This is a genomic window from Mycolicibacterium sp. TUM20985 (assembly GCF_030295745.1).
GTDB lineage: Bacteria > Actinomycetota > Actinomycetes > Mycobacteriales > Mycobacteriaceae > Mycobacterium.
The window spans coordinates 1,981,580-1,996,331 of the sequence record NZ_AP027291.1 but is presented as its reverse complement, the minus strand read 5'-3'; the positions used below and the strand labels follow the sequence as shown (position 1 = coordinate 1,996,331).

Genomic DNA, 14,752 nt, shown 5'->3' with positions numbered 1-14,752 from the left:
CTCTATCTTGCCGCCCGGGCACGCCGGGCGTCGAGGATCACTTGGACGACCAGCACCAGGACCGCGACGGTCATGAGCAAGGTCGAAACGGCATAGGCGCCGTACTCCTGACCGCGGCTGTAGCGGTCGGAGACGAGAAGCGTCAGGGTCTGCGAGGTGCCGGGGAGGTTCGACGACACCATGATGACCGCACCGTACTCACCCAGTGTTCGCGCGATGGTCAGCACGATCCCGTACGTGAGGCCCCACCTGATGGACGGCAGTGTGATCCGCCAGAACGTCTGCCACCACTGCGAACCCAGGGTCGAGGCGGCCTCCTCCTGATCGGTGCCGAGTTCGTGCAGCAGGGGTTCGACCTCGCGGATGACGAACGGCAGGGTGACGAAGATGCTGGCCAGCACGATTCCCGGCAGCCCGAAGATGATCTTGAAGCCCAGGTCGTTCTCGACGAAGCCGAACGCGCCCGCCGTACCCCACAGCAGGATCAGGGCGACGCCCACGACCACCGGCGATACGGCGAAGGGGAGGTCGATGACTGCTTGCAGGAAACTCTTGCCGCGAAACCTGTTGCGCGCCAGAACTAGTGCGGTCGGTACGCCGAAGAGCACGTTGAGCGGCACCACGATCGCCACCACCAGGAGCGACAACTGCAGCGCCGAGATCGCGGCGGGCGTGGATATCGATGCGAAGAACGTCGCGATGCCCGGGGTGAAGGTGCGCCACAGGATCAGCCCCACGGGCACGATGACCAGGACCGCGATGTAGAGCAGGGCGACGTAGCGCAGGAGTAGACGCGCCGTCCGCGACAGGATCATTGGGCCAACTCCTCCCGCTTCGCGGCCCGCGAGCCGACCGCCCGCAGGACGAACAGCACCAGGAAGGACGTCGCCAGCAGCACGATCGAGATCGCCGCGGCGCCCGTCCGGTCGTCGTTCTCGATCAGGGTGCGAATCCACTGGGAGGACACCTCGGTCTCCCCCGGAATCGCTCCACCGATCAGCACGACGGACCCGAACTCGCCAATGGCCCGCGAGAACGCCAGTCCCGCACCCGACAGCAGAGCCGGCAAGAGCGCAGGCAGGATCACCCGCGTGAAGATGGTCCAGTTGTTGGCGCCCAGCGACGCAGCGGCCTCCTCCACCTCCCGGTCGAGTTCCAGCAGGACCGGCTGCACCGACCGCACGACGAACGGCAGCGTGACGAACAGCAGCGCAATGCCGATACCCCACCGAGTTTGTTGAAGGTGAAGTCCAACAGGGCTATTCGGCCCGTACAGGGCGAGCATCACCAGGCTCGCGACGATCGTGGGAAGGGCGAACGGCAGGTCGATTACGGCATCCACCAGCCGCTTGCCGGGGAAGTCGTCGCGGGTCAACACGAAGGCGACCAGCAGACCGAACACCAGATTCACCACCGTCACGCTGACGGACACGCTCAGCGTCACCTTGTATGACTCCACGGCGGCGTTGGAGGTCGCCGCGTTCCAGAACGCGGTCCAGCCGCCGCCCACCGCCTGCCAGAGGATCGCCGCCAGCGGCAGAAGCACGATGACGCTGAGCCAGAGCGTGGCCGCGCCCACCCGCAACGACGTGGTACCGCGCACCTTGCGCGGTTTCCGTCCTGGCGCGTCGAGCACTGCTGTCATCCAGTGGCCTGCTTGTAGATCTTTGTGATGGTGCCGTTCTCCTTGTCGAACAGCGCGGGGTCGATGTCACCCCAGCCGCCGAGATCGGCGATCGTCCAGAGCTTCTCCGGGGTCGGGAAGTCGGCGGCGAAGTCGGCGGCGACCGTCGGGTCGACCGGTCGGAAGCCCGCCTCGGCCCAGAGCTTCTGGCCCTCCGGGGTGTAGAGGAAATTCTTCAGTGCGGTGGCCTGCTCCAGGTGTTGCGACGACGACACCACTGCTACGGGGTTCTCGATCTTGAATGTCTGCGGCGGGGTGACGTGCTCGACGGGCTTGCCTTGCCGCTCGGTGTTGATCGCCTCGTTCTCGTAGGCGAGCAACACGTCACCGCTGCCCTGGATGAACAGGTCGGTCGCCTCGCGCCCCGATCCGGGACGGGCCCTGACGTGCTCGCTCACCAGCGTGTTGACGAAGTCGAGTCCAGCCTGAGAGTCCTTGCCGCCGTTGCTCTTCGCGGCGTACGGCGCCAGCAGGTTCCACTTGGCCGAGCCGGAGCTCAGGGGGCTGGGGGTGACGACCTCGACCCCCGGCTTCAGAAGGTCGTCCCAATCCCTGATGTTCTTCGGGTTGCCCTTGCGGACGAGGAAGGTCACCACGGAACCGAACGGGATGCCCTTGGTGGCGTCGGTGTTCCAGTCCTTCGCCACCTTGTCGGCCTTGACCAGACGCGTGACGTCGGGCTCCACGGAGAAGTTGACGACGTCGGCGGGCTTGCCGTCTACGACACCGCGGGACTGGTCTCCGGACGCGCCGTACGACGCCGTGACGGCGACGCCCTTGCCCTCCGGCGTGGCGGCGAACGCCGGGATGATCTTGCTCCAGCCTGGTTCGGGCACGGCGTAGGCGACGAGGGTCAGCGTGGTGTCGGCCTCTGGCTGATCACCACCACCCGCCACGTCGCTCGAGCCTCCGCCGCACGCGGCGAGCAGGGAGGCCGTGACGGCGATGGCGCCGACTGCGGTCAGCGACCGACGCGACTTTGGTTTGTGCACGGACATGCGGGGTGCCTTTCGTGGAGTGACATAGGGGTTTTGAGCCCGTCACGACGGAAAGGGGACGAATCAGTGCTCAGGCAGGGAATTTGCCACGACCGACACCACACCGCGCAACGGAATGGGGGTCAGCGACAACAGTGCACATCGGCGACAGCGCAATTACCCACGGCAATGAGGGCCAGGACATGGCTCTCCGTAGTGCCCGGGGCTGCGTACACGGGCCGAAGCCTAACAGACCCGCCGATCGGTGCGTCATCGGGCGAACAGCCACATCACGACGACCAGTGCGAGCAGCGCGACCAGCACCAATGTCACGCGCGAGCGAGGCATGCCGGTCACGACGGATCCTCGTCGGTGTGCCTGGCCCGTTGGATCAGGCGGATCCCGTTGCCGAGGGCGCCGTCGAGCACCACGGCCACGGCGTAGGCCAACACCAGCACGACGGGCATCACCACGACCGTCTGGGCGACGAAGCCTAGGCCTGAGAGCCACAGTTCGACGCCGTCCCACCAACTCAGGATGCCGCTCACCCACTCCACCCTACGATCAACCCATGAGTACGCCCGCCGCCTCCACCACATGCCTGATCGCGGGGGGTGGACCGGCCGGCATGATGCTCGGGCTGCTGCTCGCCCGCGGCGGGGTCGACGTGACCGTGATGGAGAAGCACGCCGACTTCCTCCGCGACTTCCGCGGTGACACCGTGCACGCCAGCACGTTGCGACTGCTCGACGACCTCGGCCTTGGCCACGACTTCGAGGTGATGACGCATCGCGTCATCGAGACCATCGGCATGCAGGTGCAGGGGCTCGCCGTGGACATCGACCTGCGACGGATCCCCGGTCCGCACAAACACATCGCCCTGGTCCCCCAATGGGACTTCCTCGAGTTGCTCGCGACGGCGGCGGAGAAGGAGCCGTCGTTCCGGCTGCTGCGCAGCACCGAGGTGCTGGAGCCGTTGCGCGTTGGGGACCGGGTCGTCGGGGTCCGGTATCGGGGTTCGGACGGCTCGATCGGCGAGATGCATGCCGCCCTGACGGTGGCCTGTGACGGCCGCGGCTCGGTATTGCGCGACGCGATGATGTTGCAACCCAGGACCTTTGGCGCCCCGATGGACGTCTGGTGGTTCCGGCTACCGCGCACCGATGACGATCCGCCGGGTCTGGAGGGGGTGTTGACGACGGGCCACGCCTTGATCGTCATCGATCGCGGTGACTACTACCAGTGCGCCTACATCATCCCCAAGGGCGCCGATGCGCAGTTGCGCGCCGAGGGAATCGCGTCACTTCAGCGCGCCATCGCCTCGCTCGTCCCCGGACTGGCCGACCGGGTCGCCGGGCTGACCTCGTTCGACGACGTCAAGCTGCTCGACGTCCAGCTCAACCGGCTGTCTCGCTGGTATGTCGACGGCCTGCTGCTAATCGGTGACGCCGCACACGCGATGTCACCCGTCGGCGGGGTCGGCATCAACCTGGCGGTGGCAGACGCGGTGGCGGCGGCGCGCACCCTGGCGGGACCACTGCGCTCGGGCCGGGCACCCACCCGCGACCTGGCCAAGATTCAGGCCAGGCGCTGGATTCCGACCGCCCTCATCCAAGGGATGCAGAGGATGATCCACACCAGCGTCATCGCCACGGCGGTGTCCGGTCGCGCCGCGGCCGCTCCGCCGCTCGGCGTACGCGTCGTCAACCGGGTGCCGTTACTGCGGACGGTGGCCGGGTATGCCGTGGCGATCGGGCCACTTCCCGAGCGTGCGCCCGCCTGGGCGAGGCGCCCCAACCTGGCGCCCGGAAACGCCCCGCACGAGTAGACGCCGGGTACCCGGGCAGTCGATGATGTCGGGATGGTTCTGCAGCAAGCCGGTTCCAATGGTGAGACGACCACGACCGACCACGTCCCCGAGGCGCCGTATACGGTGACCGCCCCCGTCCCGTATGCGACGGGAGGACCCTTGCGCAACCCGTTCCCGCCAATCGCGGACTACGGTTTCCTCTCGGATTGTGAGAACACCTGCCTGGTGTCGTCGGCGGGTTCGGTGGAGTGGATGTGCGTGCCCCGACCCGATTCGCCCAGCGTGTTCGGCGCGATCCTCGACCGCGGGGCCGGTCACTTCCGGCTGGGCCCCTACGGCGTGACGGTGCCGGCGGCGCGTCGCTACCTCCCGGGCAGCCTGATCATGGAGACCACGTGGCAGACCCACACGGGCTGGCTGATCGTCCGCGATGCGCTGGTGATGGGGCCATGGCACGATCTGGACGCCCGGTCGCGCACGCACCGCCGCACGCCGATGGATTGGGACGCCGAGCACATCCTGTTGCGCACCGTGCGGTGCGTCAGCGGTGTGGTCGAACTGGTGATGAGCTGTGAGCCGTCCTTCGACTACCACCGCGAGTCGGCCACGTGGGAGTACTCGGCGGCGGCCTACGGCGAGGCGATCGCGCGGGCCAGCAAGAACCCCGAGGCTCATCCAACGCTGCGCTTGACGACCAACCTCCGGATCGGTCTCGAGGGTCACGAAGCGCGGGCGCGCACCCGGCTGACGGAGGGCGACAACGTCTTCGTCGCGCTGAGCTGGTCGGGGCACCCGGCGCCGCAGACGTTCGAAGAGGCGTCCGACAAGATGTGGAAGACCAGCGAGTCGTGGCGGCAGTGGATCAACATCGGCGACTTCCCCGACCACCCCTGGCGGTCATTCCTCCAGCGCAGCGCGTTGACGTTGAAGGGACTGACGTACTCGCCGACCGGCGCACTCCTGGCGGCCAGCACCACCTCACTGCCGGAAACCCCTCAGGGCGAACGCAATTGGGACTACCGCTACGCCTGGGTACGTGACTCCACGTTCGCGTTGTGGGGCCTCTACACGTTGGGCCTGGACCGCGAAGCCGACGACTTCTTCTCGTTCATCGCCGACGTGTCGGGGGCGAACAACGGTGAGCGCCATCCACTTCAGGTGATGTACGCCGTCGGTGGTGAGCGCCACCTCACCGAGGAGGAGCTCAACCACCTCTCGGGGTACGACAATTCGCGGCCGGTGCGCATTGGCAACGGGGCGTTCGACCAGATGCAGCACGACATCTGGGGCACCATGCTCGACTCGGTGTATCTGCACGCGAAATCACGCGAACAGATCCCGGAGATGCTGTGGCCGGTGCTGAAGCTTCAGGTCGAGGAGGCCATCAAGCACTGGCGCGAACCCGATCGAGGCATCTGGGAGGTGCGCGGCGAACCGCAACACTTCACCTCGAGCAAGGTGATGTGCTGGGTGGCGCTGGACCGTGGTTCGAAACTGGCTGATCTGCAAGGTGAGAAGAGCTATGCGCAGCAGTGGCGGGCGCTCGCCGAGGAGATCAAGGCCGACATCCTCGCCCACGGCGTCGATCATCGCGGCGCGCTGACGCAGCGCTACGGCGACGACGCCCTGGACGCCTCGCTGCTGCTCGTCCCGCTGGTGCGGTTCCTCCCGTCGGATGATCCGCGCGTCCGCGCCACCGTGCTCGCCATCGCCGACGAACTGACCGAGGACGGCCTGGTGCTGCGCTACCGCACCGAGGAGACCGATGACGGACTGTCCGGCGAGGAGGGTTCGTTCACGATCTGTTCGTTCTGGCTGGTGTCCGCGCTGGTCGAGATCGGCGAGATCAGCCGCGCCAAGCACCTGTGCGAGCGGCTGCTGTCGTTCGCCAGTCCGTTGCACCTCTACGCCGAGGAGATCGAGCCGCGCACCGGTCGGCACCTCGGCAACTTCCCGCAGGCCTTCACCCACCTCGCGCTGATCAACGCCGTGGTGCACGTGATCCGTGCCGAGGAGGAAGCCGACAGCACCGGCGTGTTCCAGCCGGCGAACGCCCCGATGTAGTGACCGTGCGGTAGGACCACCCACCACACGTCATGATCTACCCATGGCCTCTGAACCGAACCGCCGGGACTCGCGCGAGGATCAGACCTTCGCCGGCAACGAGGACGAAGTCGAGTTCGGGCTGCACAACTACCTGGGGCTCGCGGTCCACGACCCGGCGGGCAACGTGGTCGGCACCGTCTGCGTGCTCGACGACGCGGCCCGCGACTACTCGGCAGAGCAACGCCGCGAGCTGGAGACACTGCGCAGCGCCGTGGAGGACGTGGTCAGCCGTGACGACACCGCGCTGAGCTGACTCGGTTAGCGCCTGGCCGCGTTCGCGACGAGCGCCCTGACCATCGTGGTGCCTTCGTCCGAGATGCCGAACGCACAGGCGATGGCCTCGACGGAGACGTTCGCCACCGCCGACATGGCGTGCTGGCACTCCCAGCCGTCCGAATCCTCTTGCGCGATCACCTGTGTCAGCATGTCGTCGTCGACCACGGCGTCGTCGATCTCCCAGATCGAGCTCGTCGTCCCGTCGTCGACGGCGACGGAGAAGCCGCCGCAGTCCCGCCACGCGGACGTCGACTTCTCGACGAAGTCTAGGGCCTGTGCCTCCGTCGCGTAGCGCACGACGGTCTGCTCCACCCAGTGGTCGTTGTCGTCATCGGGCTCCCGCGCGACCTGGTCCCGCACGTCGGTCCAGTCGCTGAGCCGATACACCTGGTCCTCGGCGCCGAAGATCGAGCCGAGACAGTCCGGGTCGGACACGGCCTCGCTGTTGTCCGACATCTCCTCGCCCTCCAGGACGACTTCCATGTCGGTGGCACCGGAGATCTCGTTGAGCCGGTCGATGCTCAGCAGGACGTCGTCGAGCTGCGACGGCCGCAGCGGCTGCACCCCCGTCGGGCCGGAGTCGGCATTGCGGACGGGCACGCCGGTGACCGTGGTGGTGCAGCCCGACACCACGACGAGGGTGAGGGCCAGCGCCGCACCCGTCCGCAGGCGGGCCGTCATCCCGTTCACGCCGATCCCCCGGTCTTGGCGAGGATCGATTCGACGATGCGGACGGCCGCGGCCTGCGGGTCCGCTTGCCCCTCACCCGTCGAGGTGATGGCCAGCGAGACCTCGACCAGGGCGTCACCGCGCACCCCGAGTGCGCGTTCGTATCGGGAGGCGGGGGCATTCGGGCGCTGCGTCGTGCGGACCGTCGCCGAGACCACCGAATCTCGTATGGCGACATCGGAGAGGTCGGCGTCGATCACCGACTCCCCCACGTGTTTGACGACGGTGGTGCCCGAGCACTGCTGCCACTGCGCGGCGAACGTGTCGAACGTCGCGATGGCCGCCTCAGAGGTCGCCAGGCGCACCACCGCCACGTCCGCACCCGAGGTGTCGACGCCTTCGTCCCAGTTGAAGTAGCTCTGCCTCGCGGCTTCCAGAACGGGAAGGGGTTCGTAGACGATGCGCGGCGCGGTGTCGGTCACGGCGGCGCAGCTGATCGGCGAGGCGTCGGCGTCGGTGCGGTAACCGTCCGGCAGGATTTCCACGCCACCACTAAAGGGTTGAAAACCGAAGGTGCTCAACGGACTTTGGGCGGCCGAGGTGATCTCGTCCTCGGAGGGAAGTAGCTTCGTTGCGGTCGTGGCGGCTCGGGCCGCACCCTCGACGGTCTGGGCGCAGCCTGCCAGCAGCAAGACGATCGAGAGGCCTCCCGCCAGCCAGCGCATGGGCGGGTGCTACTTCTTCGGCTTGTCGCTGGCAGCATCGGCGGACAGGGCCGCGACGAAGGCTTCCTGCGGAACCTCGACGCGACCGATGGTCTTCATCCGCTTCTTGCCCTCCTTCTGCTTCTCCAGCAGCTTGCGCTTGCGGGTGATGTCACCGCCGTAGCACTTGCTCAGGACGTCCTTGCGGATCGCCCGAATGTTTTCGCGCGCAATGATTCTCGATCCGATCGCAGCCTGGATCGGCACCTCGAACTGCTGGCGCGGAATGAGTTCCTTGAGCTTGGTCGTCATCTTGTTGCCGTACGCAGCGGCGCCGTCCTTGTGCACGATGGCGCTGAACGCATCGACGGCCTCGCCCTGAAGGAGGATGTCGACCTTGACCAGGTCGGCCTCCTGCTCGCCCGCCTCCTCGTAGTCCAGGCTGGCGTAGCCGCGGGTACGCGACTTCAGCGAGTCGAAGAAGTCGAAGATGATCTCGCCCAAGGGCATCGTGTAGCGAAGCTCGACACGTTCCGGCGACAGGTAATCCATGCCGCCGAGCTCACCGCGCCGTGACTGGCACAGCTCCATGATGGTGCCGATGAACTCACTCGGCGCGATGACCGTGGTCTTCACGATGGGCTCGAAGACCGCCCGTACCTTGCCCTCCTGCCAGTCCGAGGGGTTGGTCACGATCAGTTCCGCGCCGTCGTCCTTGACCACCCGGTACACCACGTTGGGTGCGGTGGAGATCAGATCGAGGTCGAACTCGCGTTCCAGACGCTCGCGGGTGATCTCCATGTGCAGCAGGCCGAGGAACCCGCACCGAAAACCGAAACCCAACGCGACCGACGTCTCGGGCTCCCACACCAGCGCCGCGTCGTTGAGCTGCAACCGCTCCAGCGCATCGCGCAGGTTGGGGTAGTCCGAACCGTCGACCGGGTAGAGGCCGGAGTAGACCATCGGCCGGGGCTCCCGGTAGCCGGTGAGCGCCTGGGTAGCGCCATTTCGGAAGGAGGTCACGGTGTCGCCGACCTTCGACTGCCGGACGTCCTTCACCCCGGTGATGAGGTATCCGACCTCACCGACCCCGAGGCCGACGCTGGGCTTCGGATCGGGTGAGACGATGCCGACTTCCAGGAGTTCGTGGGTGGTTCCGGTGGACATCATCTTGATCTTCTCGCGCGGGGTCAGCTTGCCGTCCACCACGCGGACGTAGGTCACCACGCCGCGGTAGATGTCGTACACCGAGTCGAAGATCATCGCCCTGGCCGGTGCGTCGGGATCGCCGACCGGCGCGGGAACCAACCGGACCACCTCGTCGAGCAGTTCGCGGACGCCGACGCCGGTCTTGCCGGACACCCGCAGCACCTCCTCGGGCTCGCAGCCGATGATGTGGGCGATCTCACCGGCATAGCGGTCCGGGTCGGCGGCAGGCAGGTCGATCTTGTTCAGCACCGGGATGATGGTCAGCCCGCGGTCGAGCGCCAGGTAGAGGTTCGCCAGCGTCTGCGCCTCGATGCCCTGGGCGGCGTCGACGAGGAGGACGGCGCCTTCACAGGCCTCCAGCGCACGCGACACCTCGTAGGTGAAGTCGACGTGGCCCGGGGTGTCGATGAGGTGCAGCACGAACTCTTCGTCGTTAACCACCCACGGCAGACGCACGTTCTGCGCCTTGATGGTGATGCCGCGCTCGCGCTCGATGTCCATCCGGTCGAGGTACTGCGCCCGCATGTCCCGGTCGGCGACCACCCCGGTGATCCCCAGCATCCGGTCGGCCAGGGTCGACTTGCCGTGATCGATGTGGGCGATGATGCAGAAGTTCCGGATCCGCGCCGGCGCAGTGAACGTCTTGTCGGCGAAGCTGCTGATGGGAATCTCCTGATGGGGTGGGGCCCCGACGTGTGTCGGCCCGTGTTACCTGCATTGCCAGCGTATCGACCAAACGTCGTGTCGACACAATCGTGCTTATGCTCGTCGCATGGCTTCACAGCGGAGTCCGTGGCAGCGAATCATCAAGACCACGGAGAACCTGGTGTTCGGAGAGGCGCCGAAGATCATCCGCCAACTGCAGAGTCCGGACACCCGGCCGCGCACCCTGCAGCAGGGCATCAAGATGGGGATCGACGTCGGCCTCAGTGTTCTGATGGGCGCGGCGCCCGAGCCGCAGCGGGCGATCGCCGCGGGCCGGCCGGTCACCAAGAGCGGCGTTCCCACGGCACATCGGGCGCGCGCCGTGTCCTATGCACCCGATCTCGACGGCCAGGCCGATCCGGGTGAGATCGTCTGGACCTGGGTGGCCTACGAGGAGGACCCCTCGCGTGGCAAGGACCGCCCCGTGCTGGTCGTCGGCCGCGACCGGAACACTCTGCTGGGCTTGATGCTGTCCAGCCAGGAACGCCACCTCGGCGACCTCTCCTGGGTCGGAATCGGAAGCGGTAGTTGGGATTACGAGGGGCGCGCCAGCTGGGTGCGGCTCGACCGGGTCCTGGACGTTCCGGAGGAGGGCATTCGCCGCGAGGGGGCGATCCTGGATCGCGACACCTTCGAGGTCGTGGCGAGGCGGCTGCGCGCGGAATTCTCCTGGAGCTAGCGCGGCGCGCGCCACATCGCAATCAGCGTGGGGCCCCCCGGCGGGGTGATCTCGCCGGTGATCTCGAAGCCGAACCGCTGGTAGTAGGGCACGTTGTCGGGATTGCTCGACTCCAGGTAGGCGGGCGCGTGCTCGGCGTCGCAGCGGTCGAGGCGCGAGCTCATCAACGCCTGTCCGTAACCCTTGCCGCGGACCTCGGGATCGCTGCCGATGATCGCGAGGTACCAGTGCGGCTCCTCGGGATGAGCCTTCTTCATCAGCTCCTCGAGGACCAGCCCGCGCTGTAGCGACCGGCCGAACGCCCACAGCAACCGTGGCATGGCGCGCAGCTCCTCGAGGCGGGTCTGCCGCCACTCGCCGGGCGGGTCCCACAGTGCAGCGCCGCCGATGCCGCCGGAACCGTCGGGGACGACCTCGACTCCGCCCCGCGCCAGGTGGTGGTAGCGCGTGAGCGCGGCGAACAGCTCGTGCAGCTTCCGCCTGCGGCGCTCGGCGTCGGGCAGCATCCAACACATGACGGGGTCGTCGAAGAAGGCTCGCCCGAGGGTCGTGGACATGGCGCCGACGTCGGTACGCGTCGCAGGTCTGGCCAGCACGCTGGTCATCGTCTCACCCCTGGGTGATGTACGCCGCCAACTGTTCGCGTTCGGCCTGCAACGCCTCCATCCGCGTCTTGACGACGTCACCGATGCTGACGATGCCGGCCAGCTGGCCGTTCTCCACGACGGGAACGTGCCGAACCCGATGGGTGGTCATCAGGACGCTCAGGCTGTCCACGGAATCGTCGGGCGAGCAGGTGATCACCTCACTGGTCATGATGTCGGCCACCGGCCGGCCGAGCGCGCGCGCGCCGTGATCGTGCAGCATTCGGATGACGTCGCGTTCGGAGACGATGCCGACTACCCCGTCGGCGCCGACGACGACCATCGCGCCGACGTTGCGGGTGACCAACCCGGCGAGCAGGTCGCTGACGAGGGTGTCCGGGGTGATCGTCAACACCCCCGCGCCCTTGTTCTTCAACACGTCGGCGATGCGCATCGGGGCCTCCTGCGTGACCTGGCTCACACTAGGCTACGTCCGTCGTCCGGCGCTCGAAGCCCTTCGGCGGAACACATCGCCGACGACGTCCGTTGGTAGCGGTAGCGGGCCGGTCGGCGCCGCTGAAACCAAGGGGATGAATGTGAACGACACCGTCACGCTCGGCGACGATCTGACCGTGAGCGCCATCGGTTTCGGCGCCATGGCGTTGACGCCGGTCTACGGCGACGTTGACGACACCGAGTCGCTGGCCACCCTGCACCGCGCCATCGACCTCGGCGTGACGTTCGTCGACACCGCGAACGTCTACGGGGGCGGGGCGAACGAGCGACTGATCGCGAGCCTGCTCGCCGATCGACGCGACGAGGTCACCCTCGCGACGAAGTTCGGCATCACCGGAAATCCCGCCGACCGCGCGTCGGGCAAGCCGGCCGCCCGCGGCGATGCCCCTTACGTGCGGCAGTGCATCGACGAGAGTCTCGGTCGCCTCGGGATCGACGTCGTCGACCTCTACTACATGCACCGGCGCGATCTGACGGTGCCGATCGAGGAGACCGTGGGCGCGATGGCCGAGCTAGTGACCGCGGGGAAGGTCCGCCATCTCGGCTTGTCCGAGGTCACGGCCGACGAGCTGCGCGCCGCCGTCGCGGTGCACCCCATCGCCGCCGTGCAGAGCGAGTGGTCGATCTGGAGCCGCGACGTCGAACGTCGCGTCGTCCCGACGGCCGCCGAACTCGGCGTTGGCTTCGTCCCGTATTCGCCACTGGGGCGGGGCTTCCTGACCGGCACGGTGACGTCGGCGGCCGATCTGACGGAGTCGTCGGACTTTCGCCGCAACCTGCCGCGCTTCTCCGAGGAGGCACTCGAGGCCAACCTGGCGGTCGTCGAGGTGATTCGCACGGTCGCCGACGAACGCGAGGCGACCCCGGCCCAGATCGCCCTGGCCTGGCTGCGGTACCGGGCCGACGAGTTCGCGGTGGCGTCGGTGCCGATCCCCGGCACCCGCCGCGCCGGACGCGTCGAGGAGAACCTCGGCTCGCTGGACGTGGCCCTCGGCGAGGAACAGCTCGCACGGCTCGACGAGGCGGCGAAGGCGGTGTCCGGCAACCGATTCGCCGATCTGGCCTGGGTGTCGGCCGGCCGCGAGTAACGCGGCGAACTCAGTCGATCGGGCGGTAGGGCTGCGCGGCCGCACCGAAGCGGGTAGGGATGACGTCATGATCAATGTGACGCTGCTGGGCACCGGCAGCCCGATGGTGGATCCGAACCGCGCCGGCCCGTCGACCCTGGTGCGGGCGGGTGATCAAACCTTCCTGGTGGACTGCGGCCGCGGAGTGCTGATGCGGGCCGCGGCGGTCGGCGTCGGCGCAGCCGACATCACGGCGCTGCTGCTGACACACCTGCACAGTGACCACATCACCGATCTCTCCGACGTCATCACGACCCGATGGGTCACCACGTTCGTCCGCACTCCCCTACTGGTGATCGGACCGCCGGGGACCGCGGCCGTCGTGGACGCCACGTTGGACGCTCTGGCGCCCGACATCAGCTACCGGATCGGCCACCACGCCGACATCACCGAACCGCCGAGCATCGAGGTGGAGGAGGTCACCGACGGCGTGGTGTGGGGACGCGACGGCGTCCGGATCGCGGTCGCCCCCACCGATCACCGCCCGGTCGAGCCCACCATCGGCTTCCGGATCGAATTCGAGGGCGCCGCAGTGGTATTGGCCGGTGACTCGGTGCCGTGCGCGACCCTCGATCAGTTGGCCGCCGGCGCCGACGCGTTGGTGCACACCGTGATCCGCGCGGATCTCATCGCGATGGTGCAGCAGCAGCGACTCAAGGACATCCTCGACTATCACTCCTCGGTCGAACAGGCTGCGGCCACCGCGGAGCGCGCGGGCGTCGACACGTTGATCCTCACGCACTACGTGCCACCGCTGGCGCCCGGTCAGGAGGAGGCCTGGCGGGCCTTGGCGGCCAGCGTCTTCGGCGGCAGAGTCGAACTCGGGGACGATCTGCACCGGGTCGACGTCACCGCGCGCACGGCGGTCACGCCAGCCGGGTGATCTCCACGACCACGTCGAGGTCGGTGGATCCCTCCCCCGAGTAGATGCCCTTGAGCGGCGTGACGTCGTGGTAGTCCCGGCCCATGCCGACGCTGATGTACTGCTCGCTGATCTCCTTGTCGTTGGTGGGGTCGTAGTTCCACCAGCCACCGGTCCAGGCCTGAATCCAGGCGTGGCTCTGACCGTCGATGGTGTCGCCCACCTTCGCCTTGGCGTTCGGATGCAGGTAGCCCGACACGTAGCGCGCCGGAATCCCCATGCTGCGCAACAGAATCAGCGTGAGGTGGGCGTAGTCCTGGCAGACGCCCTTACCCTCGCGGAGCGCGTCGAGACCCGATGAGTGCACACCGGTGGTCCCCGGCACGTAGGCCAGCTCGGCGTGCACCCACTGCGACGCCTCGATGATCGCCGCCTGGGGATCCTGGTACTTGGCGATCCGTTCGCCCACGCGCGCCATGCGCTTGCTGACAGGCGTGTACGCCGACGGCGCCAGGTACTCGTCGAAGCGGTCCTTCACCGCCTCCGAGCCCAACTCCTCCCAGCCGACCCGATCCTTCGGCAGCTCACCCTTGTCGGTCTCGACGACCGAGGAGGCCGTCACCTCCAGCTCGGTGTGTGGGGCGTGCAGGTCGAAGGCCGTGACGGCGGTTCCCCAGTAGTCGACGTATCGGTAGGACCGCGTGGCCGGGACGGTCTCGACGCGATTGAGGACGACGTTCTGGCGGGAGTCCGACCGCGGGGTGAGTCGGGCCTCGTTGAACGACGCGGTGACCGGCGACTTGTAGGCGTAGCCGGTGGCGTGGATGACGCGCATACGCCACAT

At 67.6% G+C, this 14,752-nt stretch carries 17 protein-coding genes; 6 read left to right on the top strand and 11 right to left on the bottom strand.

What is annotated here, in order from left to right:
* Positions 1 to 2: 2 nt before the first annotated feature.
* The 5 genes from cysW to QUE68_RS09780 all read right to left on the bottom strand — a co-directional run bounded on the left by cysW (position 3) and on the right by QUE68_RS09780 (position 3,209).
* Positions 3 to 815, bottom strand: a complete 813-nt coding sequence (gene cysW / locus QUE68_RS09795; protein WP_284233720.1) for a sulfate ABC transporter permease subunit CysW — start codon at positions 813 to 815, stop codon at positions 3 to 5.
* Positions 812 to 1,645, bottom strand: coding sequence for a sulfate ABC transporter permease subunit CysT (gene cysT, locus QUE68_RS09790; RefSeq protein ID WP_284233718.1), 834 nt, complete (start codon positions 1,643 to 1,645; stop codon positions 812 to 814). The genes cysW and cysT overlap by 4 nt, the downstream gene beginning before the upstream one ends.
* Complete coding sequence (locus QUE68_RS09785; RefSeq protein ID WP_284233716.1) at positions 1,642 to 2,682, bottom strand: sulfate ABC transporter substrate-binding protein; 1,041 nt, start codon at positions 2,680 to 2,682, stop codon at positions 1,642 to 1,644. The genes cysT and QUE68_RS09785 overlap by 4 nt, the downstream gene beginning before the upstream one ends.
* A 122-nt stretch (positions 2,683 to 2,804) precedes the next feature.
* Positions 2,805 to 2,897 carry an Ms4533A family Cys-rich leader peptide gene (locus tag QUE68_RS29470; protein WP_349816660.1) on the bottom strand — a complete coding sequence of 31 codons (93 nt, stop codon included), beginning with the start codon at positions 2,895 to 2,897 and terminating at the stop codon, positions 2,805 to 2,807.
* A gap of 117 nt (positions 2,898 to 3,014) precedes the next feature.
* Positions 3,015 to 3,209, bottom strand: a complete 195-nt coding sequence (locus tag QUE68_RS09780; protein WP_284225829.1) for a hypothetical protein — start codon at positions 3,207 to 3,209, stop codon at positions 3,015 to 3,017.
* Between the two features lie 23 nt (positions 3,210 to 3,232).
* On the opposite strand from QUE68_RS09780, the gene QUE68_RS09775 reads away from it, so the two are divergent.
* Genes QUE68_RS09775 through QUE68_RS09765 form a run of 3 tightly spaced genes read left to right on the top strand, consistent with a single transcriptional unit; the run spans position 3,233 to position 6,830 of the window.
* Complete coding sequence (locus QUE68_RS09775) at positions 3,233 to 4,489, top strand: FAD-dependent oxidoreductase (RefSeq protein WP_284233714.1); 1,257 nt, start codon at positions 3,233 to 3,235, stop codon at positions 4,487 to 4,489.
* Positions 4,490 to 4,522: 33 nt separating this feature from the next.
* A complete protein-coding gene (locus QUE68_RS09770; RefSeq protein WP_284233712.1) occupies positions 4,523 to 6,535 on the top strand; it encodes a glycoside hydrolase family 15 protein in 2,013 nt (670 codons plus the stop codon).
* A 43-nt stretch (positions 6,536 to 6,578) separates the two neighbouring features.
* Positions 6,579 to 6,830 carry a hypothetical protein gene (locus QUE68_RS09765; protein WP_286275532.1) on the top strand — a complete coding sequence of 84 codons (252 nt, stop codon included), beginning with the start codon at positions 6,579 to 6,581 and terminating at the stop codon, positions 6,828 to 6,830.
* Between the two features lie 5 nt (positions 6,831 to 6,835).
* Here the strand turns inward: QUE68_RS09765 and QUE68_RS09760 are convergent, their stop codons facing one another.
* From QUE68_RS09760 to lepA, 3 genes are read right to left on the bottom strand one after another with little or no spacing between them, the layout of a single operon-like run.
* The gene (locus tag QUE68_RS09760) at positions 6,836 to 7,534 is read right to left on the bottom strand and encodes a sensor domain-containing protein (RefSeq protein ID WP_284234711.1); all 699 of its coding nucleotides are present in this window, start codon (positions 7,532 to 7,534) and stop codon (positions 6,836 to 6,838) included.
* 5 nt (positions 7,535 to 7,539) lie between these two features.
* Positions 7,540 to 8,247 (bottom strand): sensor domain-containing protein, encoded by a 708-nt coding sequence (locus tag QUE68_RS09755; RefSeq protein WP_284233708.1) that lies wholly within the window; start codon positions 8,245 to 8,247, stop codon positions 7,540 to 7,542.
* Between the two features lie 9 nt (positions 8,248 to 8,256).
* A complete protein-coding gene (lepA, locus tag QUE68_RS09750) occupies positions 8,257 to 10,104 on the bottom strand; it encodes a translation elongation factor 4 (protein ID WP_284230812.1) in 1,848 nt (615 codons plus the stop codon).
* A gap of 103 nt (positions 10,105 to 10,207) precedes the next feature.
* On the opposite strand from lepA, the gene QUE68_RS09745 reads away from it, so the two are divergent.
* Positions 10,208 to 10,819 (top strand): type II toxin-antitoxin system PemK/MazF family toxin, encoded by a 612-nt coding sequence (locus tag QUE68_RS09745; RefSeq protein WP_284225821.1) that lies wholly within the window; start codon positions 10,208 to 10,210, stop codon positions 10,817 to 10,819.
* Here QUE68_RS09745 and QUE68_RS09740 read toward each other — a convergent pair.
* Positions 10,816 to 11,424, bottom strand: coding sequence for a GNAT family N-acetyltransferase (locus QUE68_RS09740; RefSeq protein ID WP_284233707.1), 609 nt, complete (start codon positions 11,422 to 11,424; stop codon positions 10,816 to 10,818). The two genes, QUE68_RS09745 and QUE68_RS09740, sit on opposite strands and share 4 nt — an antisense overlap.
* A gap of 4 nt (positions 11,425 to 11,428) precedes the next feature.
* Positions 11,429 to 11,857 carry a CBS domain-containing protein gene (locus QUE68_RS09735; protein WP_284230810.1) on the bottom strand — a complete coding sequence of 143 codons (429 nt, stop codon included), beginning with the start codon at positions 11,855 to 11,857 and terminating at the stop codon, positions 11,429 to 11,431.
* A gap of 136 nt (positions 11,858 to 11,993) precedes the next feature.
* Here QUE68_RS09735 and QUE68_RS09730 point away from each other — a divergent pair, with 136 nt between their 5' ends.
* Both QUE68_RS09730 and QUE68_RS09725 read left to right on the top strand, forming a co-directional pair.
* Entirely contained in the window at positions 11,994 to 13,007 is a 1,014-nt protein-coding gene (locus QUE68_RS09730; protein WP_284225819.1) for an aldo/keto reductase, read from the top strand.
* A gap of 67 nt (positions 13,008 to 13,074) precedes the next feature.
* Entirely contained in the window at positions 13,075 to 13,929 is an 855-nt protein-coding gene (locus QUE68_RS09725; protein WP_284225818.1) for a ribonuclease Z, read from the top strand.
* Here QUE68_RS09725 and QUE68_RS09720 read toward each other — a convergent pair.
* A complete protein-coding gene (locus tag QUE68_RS09720; protein ID WP_284225817.1) occupies positions 13,913 to 14,752 on the bottom strand; it encodes a transglutaminase family protein in 840 nt (279 codons plus the stop codon). The two genes, QUE68_RS09725 and QUE68_RS09720, sit on opposite strands and share 17 nt — an antisense overlap.

What these genes read in the sequence shown, in the direction of transcription:
- cysW (WP_284233720.1), bottom strand. Translation starts at nt 815, where the DNA reads ATGATCCTGTCGCGGACGGCGCGTCTACTCCTGCGCTACGTCGCCCTG.
- cysT (WP_284233718.1), bottom strand. Translation starts at nt 1,645, where the DNA reads ATGACAGCAGTGCTCGACGCGCCAGGACGGAAACCGCGCAAGGTGCGC.
- QUE68_RS09785 (WP_284233716.1), bottom strand. Translation starts at nt 2,682, where the DNA reads ATGTCCGTGCACAAACCAAAGTCGCGTCGGTCGCTGACCGCAGTCGGC.
- QUE68_RS09775 (WP_284233714.1), top strand. Translation starts at nt 3,233, where the DNA reads ATGAGTACGCCCGCCGCCTCCACCACATGCCTGATCGCGGGGGGTGGA.
- QUE68_RS09770 (WP_284233712.1), top strand. Translation starts at nt 4,523, where the DNA reads ATGGTTCTGCAGCAAGCCGGTTCCAATGGTGAGACGACCACGACCGAC.
- QUE68_RS09765 (WP_286275532.1), top strand. Translation starts at nt 6,579, where the DNA reads ATGGCCTCTGAACCGAACCGCCGGGACTCGCGCGAGGATCAGACCTTC.
- QUE68_RS09760 (WP_284234711.1), bottom strand. Translation starts at nt 7,534, where the DNA reads ATGACGGCCCGCCTGCGGACGGGTGCGGCGCTGGCCCTCACCCTCGTC.
- QUE68_RS09755 (WP_284233708.1), bottom strand. Translation starts at nt 8,247, where the DNA reads ATGCGCTGGCTGGCGGGAGGCCTCTCGATCGTCTTGCTGCTGGCAGGC.
- QUE68_RS09745 (WP_284225821.1), top strand. Translation starts at nt 10,208, where the DNA reads ATGGCTTCACAGCGGAGTCCGTGGCAGCGAATCATCAAGACCACGGAG.
- QUE68_RS09740 (WP_284233707.1), bottom strand. Translation starts at nt 11,424, where the DNA reads ATGACCAGCGTGCTGGCCAGACCTGCGACGCGTACCGACGTCGGCGCC.
- QUE68_RS09735 (WP_284230810.1), bottom strand. Translation starts at nt 11,857, where the DNA reads ATGCGCATCGCCGACGTGTTGAAGAACAAGGGCGCGGGGGTGTTGACG.
- QUE68_RS09730 (WP_284225819.1), top strand. Translation starts at nt 11,994, where the DNA reads ATGAATGTGAACGACACCGTCACGCTCGGCGACGATCTGACCGTGAGC.
- QUE68_RS09725 (WP_284225818.1), top strand. Translation starts at nt 13,075, where the DNA reads ATGATCAATGTGACGCTGCTGGGCACCGGCAGCCCGATGGTGGATCCG.
- QUE68_RS09720 (WP_284225817.1), bottom strand. Translation starts at nt 14,752, where the DNA reads ATGTGGCGTATGCGCGTCATCCACGCCACCGGCTACGCCTACAAGTCG.